The organism is Pseudomonas sp. FG47, from assembly GCF_057809115.1.
In genome coordinates, this window is the sequence record NZ_JBMDJI010000004.1 from 49,811 (window position 1) to 74,649 (window position 24,839).

The window sequence follows — 24,839 nt, forward strand, 5'->3', positions numbered from 1 at the left end:
GAAGGCGTTCGCATGCCAGATTCAACCCTCCCCTTTTTACCCTACACCCTCGATACCAGGTTGCTGCGCGCCCGCCTTGCCGATACGCCCGCGACACGCCTAGCCCTGGTCGAATGGCACAGCGCACGGCAAACCTTCAACCGCCTGCTGGCTCTGGCCCCCAGCGTGCGCCAGGTGATCAACGAACTGTTGCACGACACCCTGGGCAGCGACCCGGAACACACAGGCCTGCGACTCAGGCATGGCGACCAGGCGCATTTCGTGAGCCTCACCCAGCTGTGCCTGTTCGCTCACCACTACCCCACCCCAAGCGCTGACCTGGACGCACGCGCCAGCGTGGAGGGCGACAACCGTAAAATTACCGAGCTAAGGCCTAGCGAGCTGTATAACCGCCTGCCTGTGCACGACCTGCCGGGGAGGCTGCGTGGCCGCTGGAAGGCTTACTGGGACGCCCGCGCGCAAGGCACCGCGTCGAACCGGCTGGCATACGCCCGACAACAGTACCGCGCGCATTTTCTGGCCACGCTGGAGGTCGCGCTGATTCAAGGCACACTGGGCACCGAGCATCAGCGCGCGCTCCTGGGGCTGCTGGAAAACCCCGAATGGTTGATCCATGACAATCGCCAGGTACTGATCGAACTGCCCTCCAGCCACCCCGGCGCGATCATCGTCAGCCTCGCGGATGAGCCGACCCAGGTGCTATACGATCCGTCCCAGCCCCAAGCTTTCACCGGCTACGCCACCCGTGAAGCCCTCGAGGTAGTACTCGCCACCGCCGGGCACGAAGCGCTTTCCTACACCTCGGTCGACAGTATCGGCCTAGGTTTCACCCCCTTGTTCGAACAGCTGGAAAGCCAACTGCTCGGCACCTTGGCTCAACAACCGGGCGGTCGCCTCGAACATCACGCCGCCAGCAGCTTGAGCCCGGCCGAACACTTGGCGCGGTCATGGCGCGACAGCCAGGTCTTCGCCCAGCCCCCTGCCGATGATTGGGCGCAGCTGACGAACGACTCGCGGCCGTCCCTGTTCGACTTCGGCAACCTGGGATTGGAGTTGGCACCCGCGCAACGTAAACAGTTGATCAGTCGACAACTCGATTTGCTGGATGCGCTGTCGGAGGATCGGTTTGCGCAATGCAAGCAATTGCAAGCGTCCATCGCCGACGCCCGCAACACCGCGCAGGTGCAGATCAGCATATTGACCGCATCAGCCAAGTGGCACTCCGACGCCAAGCCCACCGCAGCCGGTGAAAGCCTGGTTCAGGCCCATCGCGACGGGCTGCTCGCCCATGCCCGACTCCAGCATGCGCTGGGACTACTGGATGACCAGCAACTCGGCTGGGTGCAATCGGTGCTCGACGGCAGCAGCAACGACGCAGTCGCCGCGCAGATCGAACTGCTGCCGCCCACGGAGGATGGCGCTGACGCCAACGCAGTGAAGTCCATCCTGGTGGGGGCGTTTGCGATCACCGCCAATACGGCCGCAAACACGCCCGATAAGCCTTCCAGCGTGCTGCTTTACTGGCTTGGCGAACAGGGTGGGCTGTTGCGCTTCGAAGATCGCCAGCAACTGGAAACGAGCCTGAACGCCGGCATGCCGGTGGCGCTCTCAGTGCTTGCCAAGGATGCTATCGCGCACACCCTCGACGCCGTACTCGCCGCTGGCCGCCAGGAAAAAAACGCAGTCCAGGAGAAGGCTGGACTTGACGCCGTGGCGACGGCATTGCCGTGGCTGCGTGAAAAACTTGCCCTGAGCCTGCAAGTGCCTCGGCACACAGCACGTGAAATTTCGCTGAGCCTGCGCGACGAGCAGCAACAACTCATAGCTCGAACCAACGCTTCGCTGGGCAGTTTGGCAAAGATCCCCGCCAATCAACGCCAAGCGCTGCTGATACTGGTCAACGACTATCTCGCGGCGCTGCGCAACGCCCAAGCCTTGATTGCTCGTGATGTTCCAGAACGCCGCATTTTTTGCCAGCGCCTTGTCGAAAAACGTCTCAGACGCGATTTTGACGGACTCAACGGCCATGCGATCACCCTGGACTTGCCCGCAAGCGTTGCCCATGTCAAGGACTTGATCGTGGGCAGCGGCGCGCCGGGAACGCCGACCAAGCTTGTGCCCAAACCAAGTGAAGAGCGGGTGAGCCTGGCCCTGGAAACCCTGCTCCTGGACCAGATCGACGACAGCATGTTCAGCCGATTGGGGTTCATGCAACTGAACATCACGCCTGCCGACGAAACGCTGCGCCAGGCCTTGCAAAGCGGTATCGACGCAACTTACCTGCGTGCACTGGCCCAGGAACTGGACCTTGCGCAACGCTATGAACGCGAGATTATCGAGGCCTTCCAAGGTATCGATGAACCCGCATACAGCCATGCCTTCAGACGCGAATGCCTGGTCGAGCCGCATCGCCTGATCCTTCGGCTACAGAACCAGCTGTTCGGCATCAGCGGCCATCTGGATCACAACAGCCAGGCCATGCTGGCGCAAGTGATCGATGCCCGCAGCAAGGCCGACTACCAGGGCAATGGCTACGACCTGCGCCTGTTGCCAGCGATGCTGACCAGCGGTGGCCCGGACACCGATGGACAACCTGTGTCCCTGGCGGGTATCACCTTCATCGAGGACCGAACCCGCAAGACCACCATACTCTATCGCCCCGACCACCCCAGCAGCCCGCTGCGCCAATTTCCCGACCTGGAATCGGCACGCCTGAGCCTGTTCGAAGGCAGTGTCGATAGCCGTGAACGCGACTACCTCGCCAATCGCGCGCTCAAAGGCAACCCCGCGGCCCATCGTTCGCGCCTGGATCAAGCCCACGCCCATCGGTTCAAAGGCATTATCGGTATCGGCATGCAGTGGCCGGCAACACAATCACTGGCGCAGTTGCAGCTCGACACGCACATGGGGCAATTGCTCGAAGCCCACCGTAGCAGCTCACGGAGCAATCTTGACGTACATCTGGAGAACCTGGCCGCGCAAGCCGGCAAACTCCTGATCGGCTTCAAGGTTGCCCTGGGCTTGATCCCCGGCCTTGGCCTGCCGGTCAGCCTCTATGACCTCTACAGCGCTTCCGCCGACCTGGTCAAGGCCATTGCCGAACAGGGTACTGCCGATGTTCTCGAGGCCATCCAGAACATATTTGTGAGCATCCTCGACATTGGCATGGACCTGCTCGGCGGGAGCGCCGCCATCAACACCGCCGGCCTACGTCGCTCGGTCAAACGCCACCAGCTCGGCAAGTTGCGCCTATCGCGCGCCACGCCAATGCCCGCAGTCAACAGCGCTCAAAGCCCCCTTGCGGGCCTGCAGGGCTATCAGATGACCGACCCCGTGTCCCTGGCAGGGCTGTCGGTGGGCAAGGAGGGCCGATACCGAGGCATATATCGTCATGCTCAGAGCAACTACATCCAAGTACAAGGCCGCCAATACCAGGTGCTCTGGGACCAGACCAGCCATACCTGGGAACTGGCGGGCAATGCCAGCCACCGCTTCAAACGCGCCATTGCCCTGGACGAGCAGGGACAATGGGACACCCACCTGACGCTGTACGGCGTACATCGCCTCGGCGGCGGGGTCGGCGGCGGCCAGGTACTGGGACAGCTTGCCGATACGCTGGACCCGCTCTGGCCGGCTCCCATCAAGGAACGTCTCCCTCGTTGGTGGCGAGACCAGGCCTACCGCCGACACAACCGCCTGCGCGACAGCCTTCATCGAGACTTGCCTGAACTTCAGGCCAGAAGCGCGACCATCCACCAGCGCATGCATCGCTCATTCGCCTTGCAGGATGCCCATGACGCATCCCTGAGCAACGCCCTGCAAACCTGTATAGATGACGCCAAACGCCTGCATGCCGACTGCCTGGCGTTCACCGAGGTATCCAGCGGCCGACTCCGCCACGACGCGCAGGCCCAGGCCAACGATCTGGCAATGTTGGTCTGCGATAGCCACAACCGCCTTAGCCAAATGGCCCAACGACGTATCAACGAAGCCTTGGACGACATTACCCGGCTACGTCAACAAGCCCGCGACAACGCCCACAAAATAGTGCCAGGCATGGACGCACAACACTTCCTCGCCCTCTCCCATAAAGCCCTCGCGTTGCGCTCGAGCCTGTACAGTACTCGCAGCACGGCCCTGACCGAACTCGATGAACTGCGCCGGCAGGTCCAGGCCATGCGCACCTGGCGCCGCCAGATCAACCAGATGAGTGCACGCCGTGAGGCGCTCCAGCATATCGACAGCGAACTGGCCAAGTTCACCGATCCTGTCCTGGACTACATGGACATCGGTCAGTTGCTGGGCTTGCTCACCCGGACACCCGAGAATCTCGACGGCACCTGGATCAACCTGCAGTACCTCATGCGTGATCCTCGCGCCGAACTCGATCGCACACTGTATGCCTTGCGTGAACTGGCCAATACCCGGGTCAGTATGCGTCAGCGCAAAGCCATCCTGGACAGGTCGATCGAGCAGATCCGGCAATTCAAAAACCGACTGCACTACTGGAAAACCAGCTATTCCAGGTATTTCGATCAACCGTCGCTCGAGCGTTTAAGAACCACGCTCGACGCCCACGAACGCCATGCCAGAACGTTGCAACCGAGTGCGCCAGCCACCCGGCCAAGCGTCGGGGCAGGGCGACAACAGCCCCGCGTGTTCGAGACCTCGCAGCATCATTACCTGATCGGTGAACCGGATCAGCAACAGCCCAATACCTACCGTATCACCGGAGTGAACGGACGCACCGAGATCTACCGCCAGGACGCTTCGGGTAAATTCACCCTCACCAACCCGGATACCAGCGATCTGCCCACCGTGCACCGCGCCACGCTGACACAGTTGCGCAGCGAAGCCACACGCCACCTCGATGAGCTGGACGCGTTCACCCGACAGGTCCGCCAGTACGCGGCGCAGAACATGGCGGGCACAAGCCTGGAAGACCTGATGCTGTTCAAGGTCGCCGACCTCGACTCCATGGCGACCCGCATTGCCGAGCAAGCGCCGCACGACCCATTACTGCTACGACTGCGCAGCGCTTCACGACAACTCACCGGACAGGGACGGACCCTGCGCATAGAGCAGATCATGAAAACCCATGAGCCCAATGGCGGACAACTGGACTACCTGGTCGAGCAAGACGTCCTGGCCATCGAGAAAGTCGGCAGCCTGGTCGAACTGCGACGTACCGCCGAAGGGCGCCGCGATTTCCTCCAGGAGTTCGTGATTCACGACAAGCGCCAGGAGTCCCCCCGCCCACTGTGGTATGCCCATGTGCATTTCAACAAGCCATCACCCGGGTTCGACGAGTTCGTCAAGGCACATCTGAAGACACCGGCCCAGCGCTACCTGGGTCAGGAATGGCAGGCAAGCCATATCGAACGTGTCTGGCGAGGCGATCTAAGCCGCCCCCTGGCCCTGAAACATTTGGCCGGGCATTTTTAAGCGGCCACAGGGCATCGTGCAGATGCCCTTCTTTTTCCATACATCGACATCCGCTTTAACATGAGGGAAACTCAACACCGGCCTACGCTTACCCAAAGATTTCACCAGGAGTCACCGTGCTGGAAATCCGCCACTTGAAAACCCTTCATGCCTTACGTGAAGCCGACAGCCTGGTGGAGGCTGCCGAGCGCCTGCACCTGACCCAGTCAGCGCTGTCGCACCAGTTCAAGGAGCTGGAAGAACGCCTGGGTCTGCCGCTGTTCGTGCGCAAAACCAAGCCCATTCGCTTCACCAGCGCCGGCCTGCGCCTGCTGCAACTGGCCGACGCCACCCTGCCGCTGCTGCGCGGCGCCGAGCGCGACATCGCCCGCCTGGCCGGCGGCACCGCCGGGCGCCTGCACATGGCCATCGAGTGCCATAGCTGCTTCCAGTGGTTGATGCCGACCATCGACCAGTTCCGCGACGCCTGGCCGGAGGTGGAACTGGACCTGGCCTCGGGCTTCGCCTTCGCCCCGCTACCAGCCCTGGCCCGCGGCGACCTCGACCTGGTGGTGACCTCCGACCCGCTGGACCTGGCCGGCATCACCTATGTGCCACTGTTCACCTACGAGGCCATGCTCGCCGTGGCCAACCAGCATGCGCTGGCCAGCAAACCGTACATCGTGCCCCAGGATCTGCTCGACCAGACCTTGATCACCTACCCCGTGGAGCGCGATCGCCTGGACATCTTCACCCGCTTCCTGGAACCGGCCGACATCGAGCCGGCCGCGGTGCGCACCTCGGAACTGACGGTCATGATGATGCAACTGGTGGCAAGCGGCCGTGGCGTGTGCGGCATGCCGCACTGGGCGCTGCACGAATACAGCTCGCGGGGCTATGTGAAGGGCAAGCGCCTGGGCGAGAAAGGCCTGTTCGCCACGCTCTATGCGGCAGTGCGCACCGACATGCTCGATGCGCCGTACATGCGCGACTTCCTGCTGACCGCCAAGGACACTTCGTTCGCCACCCTCGACGGGGTCAGCGCGGTGCGCTGAGGCTTTCGCGCCACAACGGCAGGATCAGGTCGCGGGTCAGCGGAGCCAAGTTCAGGGTGCAGGCCTGGTCGGCGGCCAACCAGGTCACTTCCTCGATTTCCGCGGCCGGGACCACGGCAGCGAGGCAGTCGACGCGAAACAGTTCGGCGTGAACCTCAAAGCCCGGCTCGTTGGCGGCCGGGGCGCTGAACTGGCCCAGGTGGATGGCCTCGGCGGGATCGACATGCAGCCCCAGTTCCTCGTGCAACTCACGCACCAGCGCCTGCGCCGGCGACTCGCCCGGGTCGATCTTGCCGCCCGGTTGCATGAAGGCCAAGGTACCGCGCTTGCGTACCAGCAGCGTCCGCCCCTGGGAGTCGAGGAGCAGCGCGGCGGCGATTCGGATGGTCTTGAGCATAATGGACTCACGTATGGATGAACGGGCGCAGGATACCTGACAAGGCTCTATCGCGGGGCCGGAACAGGCTGACGAACGGCCCCTTGCCATTGCGCTGCTTACCCGCCATAACCAACCCATGAACCTGCCCGCCCAACTCCACCCGGTGCTCGACCTGTTCCACCCTGCTGTCGCCACTTGGTTTGGTCAGCGCTTTACCACGGTCACCGAGGCCCAAGCCGGCGCTTGGCCGTTGATCCATGGCGGCCAGTCGACACTGCTGGCCGCGCCGACCGGCTCGGGCAAGACCCTCAGCGCCTTCCTTGCCGTGCTCGACGAACTGTTCCGCCAGGGGCTGGAACAAGGCGGTGAGCTGCCCGCGCAAACCCTGGTGGTGTATGTGTCACCACTCAAGGCGCTGTCCAACGACATTCGCCTGAACCTCGATGCACCGCTTGCAGGCATCGGCCAGCAGATCGCAGCGCTCGGCCTCAAGGCTCCCCGCATCACCACCGCCGTGCGCAGCGGCGACACGCCGTACAAGGAACGCGCGGCCATGCGCAAGCTGGCGCCGCACATCCTGGTGACCACGCCCGAATCGCTCTATGTCCTGCTTGGCTCGGCCTCGGGGCGCGCAGGCCTGGCCAGCGTGCACACGGTGATCGTCGACGAAATCCACGCCCTGGCCGGCAACAAGCGCGGCTGCCACCTGGCGCTGTCCCTGGAACGCTTGCAAGCCCTGGCCGGGCGGCCATTGCGGCGTATCGGCCTGTCCGCCACCCAGCGCCCGGTGACACGGGTGGCGCAGTTCCTGGTCGGCCACGGGCGCCCCTGCGCCATTGTCGACATCGGCCATGTCCGCCAGCGCGACCTGGCCCTGGAGGTGCCACCGGTGCCGCTAGGCGCGGTGATGGCCAGCGATGCCTGGGCGCTGGTCTACGACCGCCTCGCCGCCCTCGCCCGCGAACACCGCACGACCCTGGTGTTCGTCAACACCCGGCGCCTGGCCGAACGCCTGACCCGCCACCTGGGCGAACGCCTGGGCAACGACGCGGTGGCCGCGCACCACGGCAGCCTGGCCAAGGAACACCGGCTGACCGCCGAGCAACGACTCAAGGCCGGGGAGCTGCAGGTGCTGGTGGCCACCGCCTCGCTGGAGCTGGGCATCGATATCGGCGAGGTCGACCTGGTGTGCCAGATCGCCTCGCCTGGGTCGATCGCCGCCTTCCTGCAACGGGTCGGCCGCTCGGGCCACCAGGTCGATGGTGTGCCCAAGGGGCGGCTGTTCCCCACCTCGCGGGACGAGTTGATCGAGTGCGTCGCGCTGCTCGACGGCGTGCGCCGAGGTGAGCTGGATGAGCTGCACATTCCCCGCGCGCCGCTGGATGTGCTGGCCCAGCAGATCGTCGCCGAAGTCAGCAACCAACCCTGGAGCGAGGCAGCGCTTTTCGACCTGCTGCGCCAGGCCACTCCCTACGCAGGGCTGGACGCGGCCCATTACCAGGCCCTGCTGCGCATGCTCGCCGAGGGCTACAACGGCCGCCAGGGCGTGCGCAGCGCCTACCTGCACCGCGACGCGGTCAACGCCACCCTGCGCGGGCGCCGGGGCGCCCAGCTGACCGCGCTGACCAGCGGCGGCACCATCCCCGAGACCGCCGACTACGCCGTGCTGCTCGAACCCCAGGCGCTGAACGTCGGCAGCGTCAACGAGGACTTCGCGGTCGAGAGCATCGCAGGCGATATCTTCCAACTGGGCAACGCCTCGTATCGCATCCTGCGCGTCGAGCCCGGGCGGGTGCGGGTCGAGGACGCCCATGGCTTGCCGCCGACCATTCCGTTCTGGCTCGGCGAGGCGCCGGGACGCAGCGACGAGCTGTCCGCCGCCGTGGCCCGGCTGCAACAGCGGCTCGACCAGCAGCTGCAGGCCGGCGACAGGCAGCACGTGCTGGCCTGGTTGCAGGCGAGCTATGCCCTGGACGACGCCTGCGCCAGCCAGTTGCTCGATTACCTGGGCCGCACCTGGCAGGTGCTTGGCGCCCTGCCCTCGCAACAGACCCTGGTGATGGAGCGGTTTTTCGACGAGTCCGGCGGCACCCAGTTGATCATCCACTCGCCCTACGGCAGCCGCATCAACCGCGCCTGGGGCCTGGCCCTGCGCAAACGCTTCTGTCGCACCTTCAACTTCGAGCTGCAGGCGGCAGCCAGCGAGGACGCCATCGTGCTGTCGCTGTCCACCAGCCACAGCTTCGAACTGGACGAAGTATGGCGCTACTTGCACAGCCGCAGCGCCGAGCCGGTCCTGGTCCAGGCCCTGCTCGACGCCCCGCTGTTCGGCGTGCGCTGGCGCTGGAACGCTGCGGTGGCGCTGGCCCTGCCGCGCTATGTGGGCGGGCGCAAGGTGGCGCCGCAGATCCAGCGCATGAAAAGCGAGGATCTGGTGGCCGCGGTGTTCCCCGACCAGATCGCCTGCCTGGAAAACATCGTCGGCGAGCGGCAGATCCCCGAGCACCCGCTGGTCGAGCAAACCCTCGACGACTGCCTGCACGAGGCCATGGATAGCCAAGGCTGGCTGGCGCTGCTGCAGCGCATGGAGCGCGGCGAGGTACGCCTGCTCAGCCGCGACCTGCCGGCGCCCTCGCCACTGGCCTCGGCGATTCTCAACGCCCGCCCCTATACCTTTCTCGACGACGCGCCGCTGGAAGAACGGCGCACCCAGGCAGTGCTCAGCCGGCGCTGGAACGAGGTGCACAGCGCCGACGACCTTGGCGCGCTGGATGCCGATGCCATTGCCGCGGTACAGGCCCAGGCCTGGCCCCAGGTGGGCGATGCCGACGAGATGCATGAGGCGCTGATGAGCCTTGGCGCCATCACCCAAGCCGAGGTCGATGCCAATCACGGCTGGTCCGACTGGGCTCGACAACTGGCCAAGGCGGGCCGCGCCTGTCGCCTCGACAATGGTGCGCAAGGGCTGTGGCTGGCCCGCGAGCGCCTGCAAGCGATGCGCACCCTGTATCCGGCCAGCCGCCTGGAACCGCAGGTGCCGCCACTGCCGGGCTTCGACGCGCCGGTCGATCACGACAAGGCGCTGAGCGAACTGCTGCGCGCGCGCCTCAGCGGTTTCGGCCCGCTGACCCTGGAGCAAGTCGCCCAACCCTTGGCCTTGGCCAGCAATGACTGCCAACAGGGCCTGGTCCGCCTGGAAGGCGAAGGCTATGTGCTGCGTGGCCACTTCAGCCCCGGCCAGGTCCACCTGCAATGGTGCGAACGGCACCTGCTGGCGCGCATTCACCGCTACACGGTCAAGCGTCTGCGCCAGGAGATAGAACCGGTCAGCCTGCAGGACTACCTGCGCTTTCTGTGCCACTGGCAGCACTTGGCCGGCGACACCCGCCTGCGCGGGCCGCAAGCGGTCGGCGAAGTGCTCGCCCAGTTGCAAGGCTTCCCCGCCGCCGCCGGGGCCTGGGAAAGCGACTTGCTGCCTGCGCGGATCAAGGATTACAGCCCGCACTGGCTGGACGATGCCTGCCGCAGCGGCCAGTGGGCCTGGAGTCGGCTGGCGGCGACGCTATCGACCAGCACCCTGACCAGCACCCCCCTGGTGCTGCTGCCGCGTGAACACCTGGGGTTATGGCGTAGCCTGGCCCCGGCACCCGACCTCGAACGACTGGGTACCCGCGCGCAGCGGGTGCTGCAGGCACTACAGGCACAAGGCGCGCTGTTCTTCGATGAGCTAAGCCATGAGGCGCACCTGCTGCCCAGCGAACTGGAAACGGCGCTGCAAGAGCTGGTGGGCTCGGGCTTGGTGAGCGCCGACGGTTTCAGCGGCCTGCGCAGCCTGATCACCCCGGCGGCGAAACGCTCTGTGCGCAACAACCGACGCGGCCACCCGCCCTTGTCGAGCAGCATGGTCCATGCCGGGCGCTGGGCCTTGCTGCGCCGCGCGGGCGACACCCTCGACAACGACCAGCGCCTGGAGCATGTGGCCCGCAGCCTGCTGCGCCGCTATGGCGTGGTGTGCTGGCGCTTGCTTGAGCGCGAGAGCGACGTGTTGCCGGCGTGGCGCGAACTGCTGCGTTGCTATCACCGCCTGGAAGCCCGTGGCGAGATACGCGGTGGGCGTTTCATTGCCGGGCTGGCGGGCGAGCAATTCGCCTTGCCGGAGGCGCTAGGGTTGCTGCGCCAGGTACGCAAGCGCACGCTGGGCGGGGAACTGGTCGTGGTCAGCGGCTGCGATCCGCTGAACCTGGTGGGCAGCCTGCTGCCGGGGGCCAAGGTGCCGGCGGTGGCGGGCAATCGGGTGCTGTACCGGGACGGTGTGCCGGTCGCCAGCCGGGTGGCGGGCAAGTACCAGTTTCTTGTCGATTCGACAGCGACCGAACAGGCGCAATGGCGCCAGCATCTGTTGCGCGACACACCTCCTTAGAAGATCGCCTGGCAGCATCACCGCCGCTCCCACGTTGGTGATGTTTGCAACTCTGCTCCCGGCGCGACAGCGCAGTCCGCAAGTCCAGGTGCCTACAAGATCAACGCTTGGCCTGGAACCCGGCGAAACGCTTGTTGAACCCGGCCACCCGCCCTTCCACGGTGGTCTTGCGCTGCTGCCCGGTATACACCGGATGCGAGGCGCTGGAGACATCCAGGGCCACGTAGGGGTAGGTCTGGCCGTCGCTGTGCACCTGCGTGCGGTCGGTGTCCACTGTCGAACCGATCAGGAAGTACACATCGGCGGCCGTGTCGTGGAACAGCACCGGACGATACTCGGGATGGATGCCAGCTTTCATGGTGCAGTCTCCTAAAAATTAAACTGATACTTTATAACATACTATAACGCGAATGATTTTCGATACCCTAATTTTCATTTTTCCATTCCCCTGCACGCTGGCAAAACGTCGCCCAACCGGGCTATGGTCGGGCTTTGCCCCAGGCCCCTGAGCCTGACCGCGCCATTCGCAAGGACCCCGTATGAGCCTGTCACTTCTCAGCCGTTACGCCTTTTTCGCCGCCTGCGTGCTGTTCACCCTCGCCAGCCTGCCTTTCCTCGCCCACGATTGGTTGTGGCCCTTCACCCTGACCACCGGGGTGCTCAGCCTGATCGGTGTGTTCGACCTGCTGCAACAACGCCACGCGGTGCGCCGCAACTACCCGATCCTCGGCAACATCCGCTACCTGGTCGAAGGCATCCGCCCAGAGATCCGCCAGTATCTGCTGGAGTCCGACAGCGATGCGCTGCCCTTCTCCCGCGCCCAGCGCTCGCTGGTCTACGCCCGGGCCAAGAACGAGGCCTCGGACAAACCCTTCGGCACCCTGATCGATGTCTACGAGTCGGGCTTCGAATTCATCGGCCACTCCATGCGCCCGGCGCCGCTGGCCGACCCTGCCAGCTTCCGCGTGGTTGTCGGCGGCCCGCAGTGCAGCCAGCCGTACTCAGCATCGATCTTCAACATCTCGGCCATGAGCTTCGGCTCGCTCAGCGCCAACGCCATCCGCGCCCTCAACCAGGGCGCCAAGCTCGGCAACTTCCACCACGACACCGGCGAGGGCAGCATCAGCCCGTACCACCGCGAGCACGGTGGTGACCTGGTGTGGGAACTGGGCAGCGGCTATTTCGGTTGCCGCACCCCGGACGGCCGCTTCGATCCCGAACGCTTCGCCACCCAAGCGCAGAACCCACAGGTGCGGATGATCGAGATCAAGATGAGCCAGGGCGCCAAGCCCGGCCATGGCGGTATCCTGCCCAAGCACAAGGTGACCGAGGAAATCGCCGAGACTCGCGGCGTGATGATGGGCGAGGACTGCATTTCGCCCTCGCGCCACAGCGCCTTCTCCACTCCCATCGAAATGATGCAGTTCATCGCCCAGCTGCGTGAGCTGTCTGGCGGCAAGCCAGTGGGCTTCAAGTTCTGCCTGGGCCACCCGTGGGAATTCATGGGCATCGCCAAGGCCATGCTGGAAACCGGCATCCTCCCGGACTTCATCGTCGTCGACGGCAAGGAAGGCGGCACCGGCGCGGCACCGGTGGAATTCACCGACCATATCGGCGTGCCCCTGCGCGAAGGCCTGTTGTTCGTGCACAACACCCTGGTGGGCCTGAACCTGCGCGACAAGATCAAGCTCGGCGCCAGCGGCAAGATCGTCAGCGCCTTCGACATCGCCAGCGTGCTGGCCATCGGCGCCGACTGGGCCAACTCGGCGCGCGGCTTCATGTTCGCCATCGGCTGCATCCAGTCGCAGAGCTGCCACACCAACAAGTGCCCAACCGGCGTGGCCACCCAGGATGCCCTGCGCCAGCGCGCCCTGGTGGTGCCGGACAAGGCCCAGCGAGTGCTGAACTTCCACCACAACACCTTGCGCGCCCTGGCCGAGATGCTCGCCGCGGCGGGGCTGGAGCATCCGGCGCAACTGGAGGCCAAGCACCTGGTGCGGCGGATCTCGGCCACCGAGATCAAGCTGTTCTCGCAGATGCACGTGTTCCTCAAGCCGGGTGAATTGCTCACCGGCGAGGTCAATGGGCAGTTCTATTCGCGGATGTGGCAACTGGCCCGGGCCGACAGTTTCGAGCCGCACAGCGAGGCGGCTGCCTGATCGTTTTTTTCGACGGATCACTGTAGGAGCCGGCCTTGCCGGCGAACACCGGCGCAGCCGGTGCCATTCGCCAGCAAGGCTTGCTCCTACAGGGTGCAAGCCGACCCACAAAAACAAAGCCCCGGCACTGGCCGGGGCTTTGTTCATCAGGAAGCGGTACTCACCGTACCCTGCGCCTCTTTCGGCGCCAGGCGGAAGGTGTAGTACAGCGCCGTCAGCAGCACCAGGAACGCCGGGCCGATGTACAGGGCCACGCGGGTGTCCGGGAAGTACGCCATCAAGCCGACCACCAGCACCAGGAACGCCAGCGCCAGGTACGAGCTCAACGGCCACAGCCACATGCGGTACTTCAGTGCATTGCGCTCGGCGGTGGTGAGCCCGGCGCGGAACTTCAGCTGCGCCAGCAGGATCATCACCCAGGTCCAGATCGCGCCGAAGGTGGCGATCGAGGTTACCCAGACGAACACCTTCTCCGGCACCAGGTAGTTGGCCAGCACGCCCAGCAGCAGCGCGCCGATCGACAGCAGCAGCGCATTGCGCGGCACGCCGCTCTTCGAGGTGCGGGCGAAGGTGGCCGGGGCCTGGCCGTTCTGCGCCAGGCTGTAGAGCATGCGCCCAGTGCTGAAGATGCCGCCGTTGCACGACGACAGCGCGGCGGTAATCACCACGAAGTTGATGATCCCGGCGGCGGTCTTGATGCCGAGGCGCTCGAAGGTCATGACGAACGGGCTGCCCTGGCTGCCAATCTCGTTCCACGGGTAGATCGACAGGATCACGAACAGCGCGCCCACATAGAACAGCAGGATGCGCCAGAACACCGAGCCGATGGCCTGCGGGATAGTCTTCTGCGGGTTGCGCGCCTCACCAGCGGTCAGGCCGATCATTTCCACGCCCAGGTAGGCGAACATCACCATCTGCAGCGACATCAGCACGCCAGTCACGCCGTTGGGCATGAAGCCGCCGTTGCTCCACAGGTTGGAGATGCCCATGGCCACGCCGTCGTTGCCAAAGCCGAAGGCGATGATGCCGATGCCACCGAGCACCATGGCAATGATGGTGACGATCTTGATCAGGGCGAACCAGAACTCGAACTCACCGAACGCCTTGACCGCGATCAGGTTGATTGCGCCCATGCTGCCCAGGGCCATCAGCGCCCAGATCCAGCGCGGCACATCGGGGAACCAGATGCCCATGTAGATGGCCACCGCGGTGATTTCGGCAACGCAGGTCACCAGCCACAGGAACCAGTAGTTCCAGCCCGTGAGAAAGCCCGCCAGCGGGCCGAGGTAGTCTTGCGCGTAGCGGCTGAAGGAGCCTGCGACAGGATTGTGCACGGCCATCTCGCCGAGGGCGCGCATGATCACCAGGATGGCCAGGCCACCGATGATGTAGGAGAGCATGATGGCGGGGCCGGCCATTTCGATGGCCTTGGCCGAACCGAGGAACAGGCCGACGCCGATACAGGCGCCAAGGGCCATCAGACGGATGTGCCGTTCGCCCAGCTCGCGCTTGAGCGGGCCGCCCTGGGCGGACTCGCCATGGGCAGGGTGGTTGCCGACGGGCATAGCAATACAACCTCATTTTGTTATTGGATTTGACCTTCGTGCAGCACCGGCCCGGCCGATAGGCGGGGCGTCGTCACGCCAGGCGGCCTTGTGGGCCAACCTGTCCACCGGGCACGAGGCGCCAGCGGGACGAAGGGGTCGAGCAGTATAGGAAGGCGCCTGCAGGGCTTTTCACTATATAAAGCAGGAATTTTGGCGAGAATGCTCGGCAAAAAGGCCTACCACGGAGGGGCATTTCGGCCTCGCTCCACCCATGCACAGGAATGGGGCAGCTACCTTAGCAACATTGTCGAAGAATGGAAGTCGCACCAAAGGCGCATGTTCAGACGCAACTCTTCGAAGCTTCCTACAATTTTTTCACCAAACCCGGCCAACGTCTAAGCTTCAGACAAGCAACGCGAAAACACCTGGCCGGACTCAAGACTATGGGCGCACTGTGGCAATCGGAACCAACCAGAACGGAAGCACCCAAAGCACCTCAGGCTGAAACACCCTTGCCCAAGACCCCACGTCAGCGCCGCCTGTGGTGGCGGCTGATTGTGTTGATCCTGGTGGTCGCCATCGTCGCCGTTGGCTTCGCCGTCTATGAGGAGGTCCAGACCTCACGGATGCAATCGCGTGAGTTCAGCCGTCTGGCCAGCACCCTCACCTATGCCCTGGAGCCCGGCCCCAGCGATGCCATCGTCTACCCAGGCGACGGCCCGTTCGACAAACGCCTGGGCTACAGCGCCCTGGGCGAGTTCCTGCCGCGGCTGCTCAAGCGCGATTACCTGATCAACCAGCAGGTACGCTTCTCCCCGGCGCTGATGAACTATGTCGAGCACGGCCTGTTCGTGCCCTACATCGAGAAGATCCAGGCTGGCCTGTCGATCACCGACTGCCGCGGCGACATGCTGTACCAGTACAACTACCCGCAGCACCTGTACCCGAACTTCGCGGCAATTCCGCCAGTGATGGTCAACAGCCTGCTGTTCATCGAGAACCGCGAACTGCTCGACCCGAAGGACCCACAGAACAACCCGGCGGTGGACTGGCCGCGCTTCGCCAAGGCCGCCTACAGCCAGGTGGCCAAGTACCTGGCCCTGCCCGGCCAGTCCGCCGGCGGCAGCACCCTGGCCACCCAATTGGAGAAGTACCGCCACTCCCCGGATGGGCTGACCGTCTCCGGCGCCGAGAAGATCCGCCAGATGCTGTCGGCCAGCGTGCGTGCCTACCAGGGCGGGCCCGACACCACCGTGGCGCGCGAGCGCATCGTGCGCGACTACCTCAACAGCGTGCCGTTGTCGGCGGTACCCGGCCATGGTGAGGTGCATGGCATGGCCGAGGGGCTGCGGGTGTGGTACGGCGCCGACTTCGACCAGGTCAACCAGGCGCTCAATGGCACCGCAACCGATGACAAGAGCCTGGCCGAACGCGGCCTTGCCCTGCGCCAGGTGCTGTCGCTGATGATCGCCCAGCGCCGCCCTTCGCATTACCTGTCCAAGGGCCGCCTGGAGCTGGCCGAGCTCACCGACGCGCACATCCGCGTGCTGGCGGCCAACGCCATCGTCGACCAGCCGCTGGCCGACGCCGCCCTCGCCAGCAAGGCGGTGTATCGCGACTGGGTGGCGCAGCCGACCATCGTGCCGATCATCACCAACAAAGGCATCAGCCTGGCCCGCAACCGCCTGGCGGCCATGCTAAACCGCCCGCTGTACGACCTCGACCGCCTCGATTTATCGGCCACCAGTACCCTGCAGGCCGACCTGCAGGTGCAGGTCAGCCAGTACCTGAAGAACCTCGCCGACCCCGAGTTCGCCGCGCAGATCGGCCTGATCGGCGAACGCCTGCTCACCGCCAAGACCACCGACCAGGTGAGCTACAGCTTCACCTTGTTCGAACGTACCGGCGACGGTTCGCGCGTGCGGGTGCAGACCGACAGCACCAACCAGCCCTTCGACATCAACGAAGGCAGCAAGCTGGAGCTGGGCTCCACCGCCAAGCTGCGGGTGCTCACCACCTACCTGGAGATTGTCGCCGAGCTGCATGACAAGTACGCAGGCAAACCCGCCGCCGAGCTGAAGAAGGTGCCGGTAGCCGAACTCGACCGCATCACCCAGTGGTCGCTGGAGTGGCTGAGCCTCAACGGCAAGAACCAGAGCCTGGATGCCATGCTCGACGCGGCGCTGGAGCGCAAGTACTCGGCCAACACCGGCGAGGCCTTCTTCACCGGCGGCGGCATGCATGTATTCAACAACTTTCGCAAGGAAGACAACGGCCGCAACCCGACCCTCAAGGATGCCCTGCGCGAATCGATCAACCTGCCGTTCATCCGCCTGATGCGCGACATCGTGCGCTATGTCACCTACCAGCAGCCGTTCAACCGCGAACCACTGCTCAAGGACGACAACGACCCGCGCCGCCAGGAATACCTGGCGCGCTTCGCCGACCGCGAAGGCACCAACTACATGATGCGGTTCTGGAAGAAATACCAGCGCAAGACCTCCCAGCAACGCCTGGACACCTTCCTCGACAGCCTGCGGGTGACCCCGCAGCGCCTGGCCGCGGTACACCGCTACCTGTTCCCCGAGGCCAGCCAGGAAACCTTCAACGCCTTCGTCCGCGCCCACAGCAAGGGCGACAAGCTGGCCGCGGCCAAGCTCACCGACGGCCGCCTGGTGGAGATGTACGACGCCTATGGCCCCGGCAAGTACGACCTGCCCGACCAGGGCTACATCGCCAAGGTCCACCCGTTGGACCTGTGGATGCTCGGCTACTTGCTGAAGAACCCCGGTGCCTCGCTCAAGGACACCCTCAACGCCAGCCGTTTCGAGCGCCAGGAGGTCTACGGCTGGCTGTTCAAGAGCCGCCACCAGGGCGCCCGCGACAGCCGTATTCGCACCATGGTCGAGATCGAGGCCTTCACCGACATCCACCAGCGCTGGAAACGCGTCGGCTACCCGTTCGACCACCTGGTGCCATCGCTGGCCACCGCCATTGGCAGCTCCGGCGACCGCCCCGCCGCCCTTTCCGAACTGGTGGGGATCATCCAGAACGACGGTGTGCGCCTGCCGACCCTGCGCATCGACACCTTGCACTTCGCCCAGGGCACGCCCTACGAGACCCAATTGATCAGCGACCCTGACCGCGGCCAGCGGATCCTTCCCGTGGAAGTGGCGCGGGCTCTCAAGGGCGCCATGTCGCAGGTGGTCGATGCTGGCACCGCGCGGCGTATCTCCGGCAGCTTCAAGCTGCACGACGGCACCCCGCTGGTGATGGGCGGCAAGACCGGTACCGGCGACAACCGCATCGAAAGCTTCGGCGCCGGCGGCCGGCTGATCGGTTCACGCTCGCTGAACCGCACCGCCACTTTCGTGTTCTTCCTGGGCGACAACCATTTCGGCACCCTGACGGCGTTCGTCCCTGGGCGTTCGGCCGAGGCCTTCAAGTTCACCTCGGCGCTGCCGGTACAGGTGCTCAAGGGCATGGCCCCGATCCTCATGCCCTACCTGGAACCGGGCAACCCTAATGCCTGCAAGGCGCCAGAGGTGGCCATGCAGCCGTGACGACGGCAATCGATCGATTAATTAGATAGTAATAATTCTTATTTAAGGGCTTGTATTGAGATATATCTTGAGTAATATCTTGCGATATATCTCACCACCAGGAGCCCTGCACCATGCGCGACCATGCCTCCCATGATTTTCACGAGCGCCGCCACGGACGTGGCGAGCGCGAGCACAGCCGTGGCGAACGCGGCCCGCGGGTATTCGCCCCAGGCGACCTGAAACTGCTGATGCTGGCGATGCTCGCCGAGCAGCCCGGTCACGGCTACGACCTGATCCGCCAGATCGAAAGCCTCTTCGACGGTAGCTACAGCCCCAGCCCCGGTGTTATCTACCCGACCCTGAGCTACCTCGAGGAAGCCGAGCAGATCACCGGCGCTACCCAGGGCAGCAAGCGCCTCTACACCATCACAGACACCGGCCGTGCCGCGCTGACCGAACAGGCGACGGCGCTGGAAGGTGTGCGCATGCGCCTGGAAGTGAGCAAGCGCGCCCTGCGCGGCCACGACCGGCCGGCGCAAATCCATGAGGCCGTCGGCAACCTGCGCCACGCCCTGCACATGCACAACGGGCGCTGGACGCCCGACGAAATCGAGCGGGTACGCACCCTGCTCAACGACACCGCCAAGGCCATCGCCTCCGGGCCGGCCGCACCTGTTAAGGAAGACACCCCATGAGCGACACTATCCACCGCGTCAACCACGAGATCCGCCAGCGCCGCCTCGACGTGCTGCGGGTCACCGACATCACCCCGCGCATGCGCCGTATCACCCTCGGCGGCGCGGAGCTGACGGGCTTCACCAGCGTCGGCAGCGACGACCATGTCAAAGTGCTGTTCGCCCGTAACGAGCAAGAGCAAAAAGCCATCGAGGCCCGCAACCTGGGCCGCGACGGCGGTGCCCGGCCGACCATGCGCGAATACACGCCACGGCGCATCGACCTGGCGAACAACGAGCTGGACATCGACTTCGTGCTGCATGGCGACGGCCCCGCGTCCACCTGGGCGGCCCAGGCCACGCCCGGCCAGACCCTGGACATCGCCGGCCCGCGGGCCTCGATGGTGGTACCGGATATCTTCGACAGCTACCTGCTGATTGGCGACGAAACCGCAATTCCGGCCATTGCCCGGCGCCTCGAGGAACTGCCGGCGGGTCGCCAGGTGCTGGCGGTGATCCAGATTGAGGACGAACAGGAACGCCAACCGTTGCCGAGCAAGGCGCAAGTCGAGGTGATCTGGGTACGCCGGGACCAGGAAGATGTGTTGAATAAGGTCAAGCACCTGGCACTGCCCCAAGGCCGCCTGTATGGCTGGGTAGCGCTGGAAAAAGGCCTTACCCGCCAGGTCAAGGCATTGCTGCTGGAGAAAGGCATCCAGGAAGATGCATTGAAAGCGGTCGCCTACTGGCGTGCCGACGGTACCGCTGACGACGAGTGATCGCCCTGCGGCCATGCTCCGCGCGCCGGCAAGGCTGGCGCCTACAGCTCGCACACGGCGTAGGAGCCAGCCTTGCTGGCGAACCAGGCAACGCGGTGCCTGGCACCGGCCATGCCGGTGTTCGCCAGCCAAGGCGCCTACGCCCGCCGGCGTCCCAGCCAGCGGTCCACGCCCAGCAACACCGTTGCGATGCCCCAGAACCCCGCCAACACCGCCAACGCGTTCACCATCACCTGTCCATAGCCCAACCGCGCCACATCCACGAACGGGTAGGGATACACCCCAATCTCATGCCCGCGCAGCAGCAAGAAGGCGAAGTACAACGCCGGGTACCATGCCCAGGCCGCCAGGTGCCAGAGCCGCAGTTGCCCCTTGGGCACCATGCGCCACCAATACACGACGAACAGCACCGGCATCACATCGTGCAGCAGTTCGTCCGCCAGCCATTGCCAGCCCTGGGGCTGCCACAGGTGGCGCAGCAGCAAGCTGTAGGCCAGGGCGACCAAGACGATGCTGGCGGTGATGCAACCACTGATCGCTGGGGATAGAAACCAGCGCCGCGCCGCCGATTCACGGCCAAACGCGGCCTGGCTCAGCACCGTCGCCACCAGGGTATTGGTCAGCACCGTGAAAAAGCAGAACAGGTTGACCAGCCCACCGATCAGGCTGGCCTGTTCCTGCCAGCGCGCCAGCAGCACCAGGTACAGCTGGATCGCCAACCCCACCCAGCCAAGGACCGCGGCGAGGGTCAGCCAGGGCTGGCGCGGCATCAGCCTTTGCGCTGCAGCTTCACGTACAGCTGCTCGACCTTTTCCCTGGCCCATGGGGTTTTGCGCAGAAAAGTCAGGCTCGACTTGATGGTCGGGTCGCTCTTGAAGCAACGGATATCGATGCGCTCGGCCAGGCCCTGCCACTGATAGTGCGCCACCAGCTCGGTGAGGATCTGCTCGAGGGTCTTGCCGTGCAGCGCGTTGTGTTGGGCCGTGCTCATGCCAATGCTCCAGGTTCGGGAAGGTGCGCACCTTACACGAGTGTAGTGGGGTAGTGGCATCTGCGGCCTGTACAACTGCGCTCCTACAGACAGCTATGCAGGCCACAAAGTACTGGCCAGCACCAAACAGCTTGTGATGAAATGTTATAAAGTAACCATTAACATTTCTGCCAAGGAACGCCACTTCCCCATGCGTCACATGCCGCTCCACCTCTCGCCCCTCGCCGTTGCGCTGTGGCTGGCCTCACCCGCCAGCCAGGCGGTCGAACTGCAACCCCAGGTAATCACCGCCAACCCCCTGGGCAACGCCCAACTGGCCGCACCCAGTACCGTGCTCGAGGGCGATGCCCTGCTGCAGCAACAGCAAGGCAGCCTCGGTGAAACCCTCAACAAGCAACCCGGCGTCGCCTCCACCTGGTTCGGCCCCGGCGCCAGCCGCCCGGTGATTCGCGGCCTGGACGGCGATCGCATCCGTATCCTGCGCAATGGCGTCGGCGCCCTGGACGCCTCGTCGCTGTCCTATGACCATGCGGTGCCGCTGGACCCGGTCACCGTCGAGCGGGTCGAGATCGTTCGGGGTCCAGCCGCCCTGCTGTATGGCGGCAATGCCATTGGCGGTGTGGTCAACACCTTCGACAACCGCATCCCCGACTCACCCATCGAGGGGATCCACGGCGCTGGCGAACTGCGCTACGGCGGCGCCGACACCACCCGTAGCAGCGCCGGCAAGCTGGAAGCCGGCAATGGCGCCTTCGCCCTGCACCTGGACGCCAACAGCCGCCAGTTCAACGACCTGCGCATCCCCGGCTATGCGCGCAGCGCGAAGGTGCGCGATGCCGACGAACCTGGCCGCAAGCACCGCCTGGAAAACAGCGACGGCCGCCAGGACGGCGGCGCCATCGGCGGCGCCTACCACTGGGATCACGGTTATGCCGGGCTGTCCTACAGCCGCTACGACAGCAACTACGGCTCGGTGGCCGAACCCGGCGTGCGCCTGGACATGCAGCAGGATCACTATGGCTTCGCCTCGGAACTGCGCGACCTCGACGGCCCGTTCAGCTCGGTCAAGGTCGATGCCGGCTATACCGATTACCAGCACCGTGAGATCGAAAGCGGCGAAGTGCACACCACCTTCAAGAACAAGGGCTACGAAGCGCGTATCGAGGCCCGTCACCAGCCGCTGGGGCCAGTGGAAGGGGTGATCGGCGCCCAGGTCAGCCGCAACGAGTTTTCCGCCCTGGGCGAGGAAGCCTTCGTCCCGCACACCGACACCGACAGCCTGGCGCTGTTCCTGCTCGAGCAATGGCAGGCCACAGAGCGCCTGAACCTGAGCCTGGGCGCACGCCTGGAGCACACCCGTGTCGACCCCGACGCCAAGGGCAACGCCACCTTCGTCGGCGCCGACAGCGCCAGTAGCTTCAACGCTTTCAGCCTGTCGTCCGGTGCCGTCTACCAGCTCGACCCGGTATGGTCGCTGGCCGCCAACCTCGGCTACACCGAGCGCGCCCCGACCTTCTACGAGCTGTACGCCAACGGCGCCCACGTGGCCACTGGCGCCTATGAGATCGGCGACCCGAACCTGAACAAGGAAAAAGCCATTTCCACCGACCTGGCCCTGCGCTTCGACAACGGCACGCACAAGGGCAGTGTCGGCGTGTTCTACAGCCACTTTCGCAATTACATCGGCCTGATCGGCACCGGTAACCTGCGCGAGGGTCACGACCACGGCCACGATGATCACGATCATGATCATGAGCACGACCATGAGCACGGCGACATCCCCGAGTACGCCTACCAGGGCGTGCGCGCACGTTTCTATGGCATCGAGGCACAGGACCGCTGGCAGTTGCTGGAGAACCGCTACGGCAGCTTTGCCCTGGAGCTGTCCGGCGACTACACCCGGGCCAAGAACCTCGACAGCGGCGAACCGCTGCCGCGCATCGCCCCGCTACGCCTGAACAGCGGCCTGGTGTGGACGCTGGACCGCTGGCAGGCGCGGGTCGACGTGCAGCATGCCGCCGCGCAGCACCGCAAGCCGGCCAACGAGACCAGCACCGATGGCTACACCACCCTGGGGGCGAGCGTCGGCTACCGCTTCGACATCGGCCACAGCGAGTGGCTGGCGTTCGTGCGCGGCGAGAACCTCACCGACCAGACGGTGCGCTATGCCAGCTCGATCCTGCGCGATATCGCCCCGGCGCCGGGGCGCAGTGTGCAGGTGGGGCTGCGTACCAGCTTCTGATAGTCGCGGTCCTTTCGCCGGCAAGCCGGCTCCTACAGGCTGTGGGAGCGGGCTTGCTGCGCGATTGACTACATGACTGTTACCTCATCAGCAACAATCCCCTGCGACATTTTGTCTTTTTTTCTTACAACTTCCCCTATATCCTCCCCGCCGCAAGCTGAATCGCTTCACTCTCCACCCTTCGCAGCCATTTTACTTCGGGGCCCCACACCTCGTTGCGCTTGCCGTTAACTCAACAATCAAAAGATAGCGCTATCTCATGTTGCAACTGCCCAATACCCGATACACCGGCCTCGCCCTCGCCACCCTGCTCGGCGGCCTTGCCCCCACCACCAGCGCCCACGAGATGTTCGCCAAGGACTCGCCGTGGATGTTCGGCGACTGGGGAGGTACCCGCAGCGAACTGCTGGAAAAAGGCTATGATTTCACCCTCGGCTACACCGGCGAGATGGGCAGCAACCTGCACGGCGGCTACAGCCACGACCGCGCCGCGCGCTACAGCGACCAGTTCACCTTCGGCGTGAACATGGACCTGCAGAAGATCCTCGGCTGGCACGCCACCGAGTTCCAGCTCACCGTCACCGAGCGCCACGGCGACAACATCAGCAACGACCGCATCAACGACCCGCGGGTTGGCGGCTTCACCTCGGCCCAGGAAGTCTGGGGCCGTGGTGAGACGTGGCGGCTGACCCAGATGTGGATCAAGCAGAAATACTTCGACGGCGCGCTGGACGTGAAATTCGGCCGTTTCGGCGAAGGCGAGGACTTCAACAGCTTCCCCTGCGACTTCCAGAACCTGGCGTTCTGCGGTTCGCAGGTAGGCAACTGGGTCGGTGGCATCTGGTACAACTGGCCGGTCAGCCAATGGGCCCTGCGCGTGCGCTACAACCTCAACGACCAGCTCTATGCCCAGGTCGGCGTATTCGAGCAGAACCCCTCCAACCTGGAGAGCGGCAACGGCTTCAAGCTCAGCGGCAGCGGCACCCGGGGCGCGGTGATGCCGGTGGAACTGGTATGGAGCCCACGGATCAATGACCTGAAAGGGGAATATCGCGCCGGCTACTACTACAGTAATGCCAAGGCACAAGATGTTCTCAAGGACAGCAACGGCCAGCCGGCCGCCATCAGTGGCGCCGCCTACCGCAGCAGCTCCAGCAAGCACGGCATGTGGCTCGGCGCCCAGCAGCAGGTGACTGCGCAGGCCTCCGACCAGTCGCGCGGCCTGAGCCTGTTCGCCAATGCCACGGTGCACGACAAGAAGACCAATGCCATCGACAACTATGTTCAGGCCGGTTTGGTTTACAAGGGGCCCTTCGACGCCCGCGCCAAGGACGACATCGGTTTCGCCCTGGCCCGCGTGCACGTCAACCCTGGCTATCGCAAAAACGCCCGCCTGCACAATCAGGTCGCCCAGCTGGACGACTACGACAATCCCGGCTACCTGCCGGTGCAGGACACCGAATACAGCGCCGAACTCTACTACGGCATCCACCTGGCCGACTGGCTCACCGTGCGCCCGAACCTGCAGTACATCCGCCATCCAGGCGGGGTGTCGCGGGTCGACGATGCATTGATCGGCGGCCTGAAGATCCAGAGCAGTTTCTAACCCAACCCTTCCATACGA

General features: G+C 64.7%; 14 protein-coding genes. 9 read left to right on the forward strand and 5 right to left on the reverse strand.

The features are described 5' to 3' along the window. Positions 1 to 12 precede the first annotated feature (12 nt). Positions 13 to 5,445 carry a dermonecrotic toxin domain-containing protein gene (locus ACODS5_RS05660; protein WP_489108171.1) on the forward strand — a complete coding sequence of 1,811 codons (5,433 nt, stop codon included), beginning with the start codon at positions 13 to 15 and terminating at the stop codon, positions 5,443 to 5,445. 116 nt (positions 5,446 to 5,561) lie between these two features. Next, positions 5,562 to 6,479, forward strand: coding sequence for a transcriptional regulator MetR (gene metR / locus ACODS5_RS05665; RefSeq protein ID WP_134693470.1), 918 nt, complete (start codon positions 5,562 to 5,564; stop codon positions 6,477 to 6,479). Here the strand turns inward: metR and ACODS5_RS05670 are convergent. Next, positions 6,463 to 6,876, reverse strand: coding sequence for an NUDIX hydrolase (locus ACODS5_RS05670; protein WP_134693469.1), 414 nt, complete (start codon positions 6,874 to 6,876; stop codon positions 6,463 to 6,465). The two genes, metR and ACODS5_RS05670, sit on opposite strands and share 17 nt — an antisense overlap. Positions 6,877 to 6,994: 118 nt before the next feature. Between ACODS5_RS05670 and ACODS5_RS05675 the strand changes: the two genes are divergently transcribed. Then, positions 6,995 to 11,278 (forward strand): Lhr family helicase, encoded by a 4,284-nt coding sequence (locus ACODS5_RS05675; protein WP_489108172.1) that lies wholly within the window; start codon positions 6,995 to 6,997, stop codon positions 11,276 to 11,278. A gap of 100 nt (positions 11,279 to 11,378) precedes the next feature. Here the strand turns inward: ACODS5_RS05675 and ACODS5_RS05680 are convergent, their stop codons facing one another. Next, positions 11,379 to 11,636: a type B 50S ribosomal protein L31 gene (locus ACODS5_RS05680; protein ID WP_134693467.1), complete on the reverse strand. Its 258-nt coding sequence runs from the start codon at positions 11,634 to 11,636 to the stop codon at positions 11,379 to 11,381. A 181-nt stretch (positions 11,637 to 11,817) separates the two neighbouring features. On the opposite strand from ACODS5_RS05680, the gene ACODS5_RS05685 reads away from it, so the two are divergent. Further along, positions 11,818 to 13,437, forward strand: a complete 1,620-nt coding sequence (locus ACODS5_RS05685) for an FMN-binding glutamate synthase family protein (RefSeq protein ID WP_489108173.1) — start codon at positions 11,818 to 11,820, stop codon at positions 13,435 to 13,437. Positions 13,438 to 13,583: 146 nt separating this feature from the next. Here the strand turns inward: ACODS5_RS05685 and ACODS5_RS05690 are convergent, their stop codons facing one another. Beyond that, on the reverse strand, positions 13,584 to 15,002 hold the full coding sequence (locus ACODS5_RS05690) for an amino acid permease (RefSeq protein WP_134693465.1): 1,419 nt from the start codon (positions 15,000 to 15,002) through the stop codon (positions 13,584 to 13,586). A gap of 425 nt (positions 15,003 to 15,427) precedes the next feature. Between ACODS5_RS05690 and ACODS5_RS05695 the strand changes: the two genes are divergently transcribed. The 3 genes from ACODS5_RS05695 (at position 15,428) to ACODS5_RS05705 (ending at position 19,982) form a co-directional block, all read left to right on the forward strand. Further along, entirely contained in the window at positions 15,428 to 18,547 is a 3,120-nt protein-coding gene (locus ACODS5_RS05695) for a transglycosylase domain-containing protein (protein WP_489108174.1), read from the forward strand. A gap of 113 nt (positions 18,548 to 18,660) precedes the next feature. Continuing rightward, entirely contained in the window at positions 18,661 to 19,224 is a 564-nt protein-coding gene (locus tag ACODS5_RS05700) for a PadR family transcriptional regulator (RefSeq protein WP_489108175.1), read from the forward strand. Next, positions 19,221 to 19,982 (forward strand): siderophore-interacting protein, encoded by a 762-nt coding sequence (locus ACODS5_RS05705; protein ID WP_489108176.1) that lies wholly within the window; start codon positions 19,221 to 19,223, stop codon positions 19,980 to 19,982. The genes ACODS5_RS05700 and ACODS5_RS05705 overlap by 4 nt, the downstream gene beginning before the upstream one ends. 137 nt (positions 19,983 to 20,119) lie before the next feature. Here ACODS5_RS05705 and ACODS5_RS05710 read toward each other — a convergent pair whose 3' ends face one another. Beyond that, positions 20,120 to 20,752, reverse strand: a complete 633-nt coding sequence (locus ACODS5_RS05710; protein WP_489108177.1) for a Pr6Pr family membrane protein — start codon at positions 20,750 to 20,752, stop codon at positions 20,120 to 20,122. Then, positions 20,752 to 20,973 carry a VF530 family protein gene (locus ACODS5_RS05715; protein ID WP_011532490.1) on the reverse strand — a complete coding sequence of 74 codons (222 nt, stop codon included), beginning with the start codon at positions 20,971 to 20,973 and terminating at the stop codon, positions 20,752 to 20,754. The genes ACODS5_RS05710 and ACODS5_RS05715 overlap by 1 nt, the downstream gene beginning before the upstream one ends. Positions 20,974 to 21,163: 190 nt before the next feature. Between ACODS5_RS05715 and ACODS5_RS05720 the strand changes: the two genes are divergently transcribed. Both ACODS5_RS05720 and ACODS5_RS05725 read left to right on the forward strand, forming a co-directional pair. Further along, positions 21,164 to 23,215 carry a TonB-dependent receptor gene (locus ACODS5_RS05720; protein WP_134693460.1) on the forward strand — a complete coding sequence of 684 codons (2,052 nt, stop codon included), beginning with the start codon at positions 21,164 to 21,166 and terminating at the stop codon, positions 23,213 to 23,215. 259 nt (positions 23,216 to 23,474) lie between these two features. Next, positions 23,475 to 24,821: a carbohydrate porin gene (locus ACODS5_RS05725; protein WP_489108178.1), complete on the forward strand. Its 1,347-nt coding sequence runs from the start codon at positions 23,475 to 23,477 to the stop codon at positions 24,819 to 24,821. The last annotated feature ends 18 nt before the right edge of the window (positions 24,822 to 24,839 follow it).

Bases quoted from the DNA above. Each gene is read 5' to 3' on its own strand.
- ACODS5_RS05660 (WP_489108171.1), top strand. From the start codon at position 13: ATGCCAGATTCAACCCTCCCCTTTTTACCCTACACCCTCGATACCAGG.
- ACODS5_RS05670 (WP_134693469.1), bottom strand. From the start codon at position 6,876: ATGCTCAAGACCATCCGAATCGCCGCCGCGCTGCTCCTCGACTCCCAG.
- ACODS5_RS05675 (WP_489108172.1), top strand. From the start codon at position 6,995: ATGAACCTGCCCGCCCAACTCCACCCGGTGCTCGACCTGTTCCACCCT.
- ACODS5_RS05680 (WP_134693467.1), bottom strand. From the start codon at position 11,636: ATGAAAGCTGGCATCCATCCCGAGTATCGTCCGGTGCTGTTCCACGAC.
- ACODS5_RS05685 (WP_489108173.1), top strand. From the start codon at position 11,818: ATGAGCCTGTCACTTCTCAGCCGTTACGCCTTTTTCGCCGCCTGCGTG.
- ACODS5_RS05690 (WP_134693465.1), bottom strand. From the start codon at position 15,002: ATGCCCGTCGGCAACCACCCTGCCCATGGCGAGTCCGCCCAGGGCGGC.
- ACODS5_RS05695 (WP_489108174.1), top strand. From the start codon at position 15,428: ATGGGCGCACTGTGGCAATCGGAACCAACCAGAACGGAAGCACCCAAA.
- ACODS5_RS05700 (WP_489108175.1), top strand. From the start codon at position 18,661: ATGCGCGACCATGCCTCCCATGATTTTCACGAGCGCCGCCACGGACGT.
- ACODS5_RS05705 (WP_489108176.1), top strand. From the start codon at position 19,221: ATGAGCGACACTATCCACCGCGTCAACCACGAGATCCGCCAGCGCCGC.
- ACODS5_RS05710 (WP_489108177.1), bottom strand. From the start codon at position 20,752: ATGCCGCGCCAGCCCTGGCTGACCCTCGCCGCGGTCCTTGGCTGGGTG.
- ACODS5_RS05715 (WP_011532490.1), bottom strand. From the start codon at position 20,973: ATGAGCACGGCCCAACACAACGCGCTGCACGGCAAGACCCTCGAGCAG.
- ACODS5_RS05720 (WP_134693460.1), top strand. From the start codon at position 21,164: ATGCGTCACATGCCGCTCCACCTCTCGCCCCTCGCCGTTGCGCTGTGG.
- ACODS5_RS05725 (WP_489108178.1), top strand. From the start codon at position 23,475: ATGTTGCAACTGCCCAATACCCGATACACCGGCCTCGCCCTCGCCACC.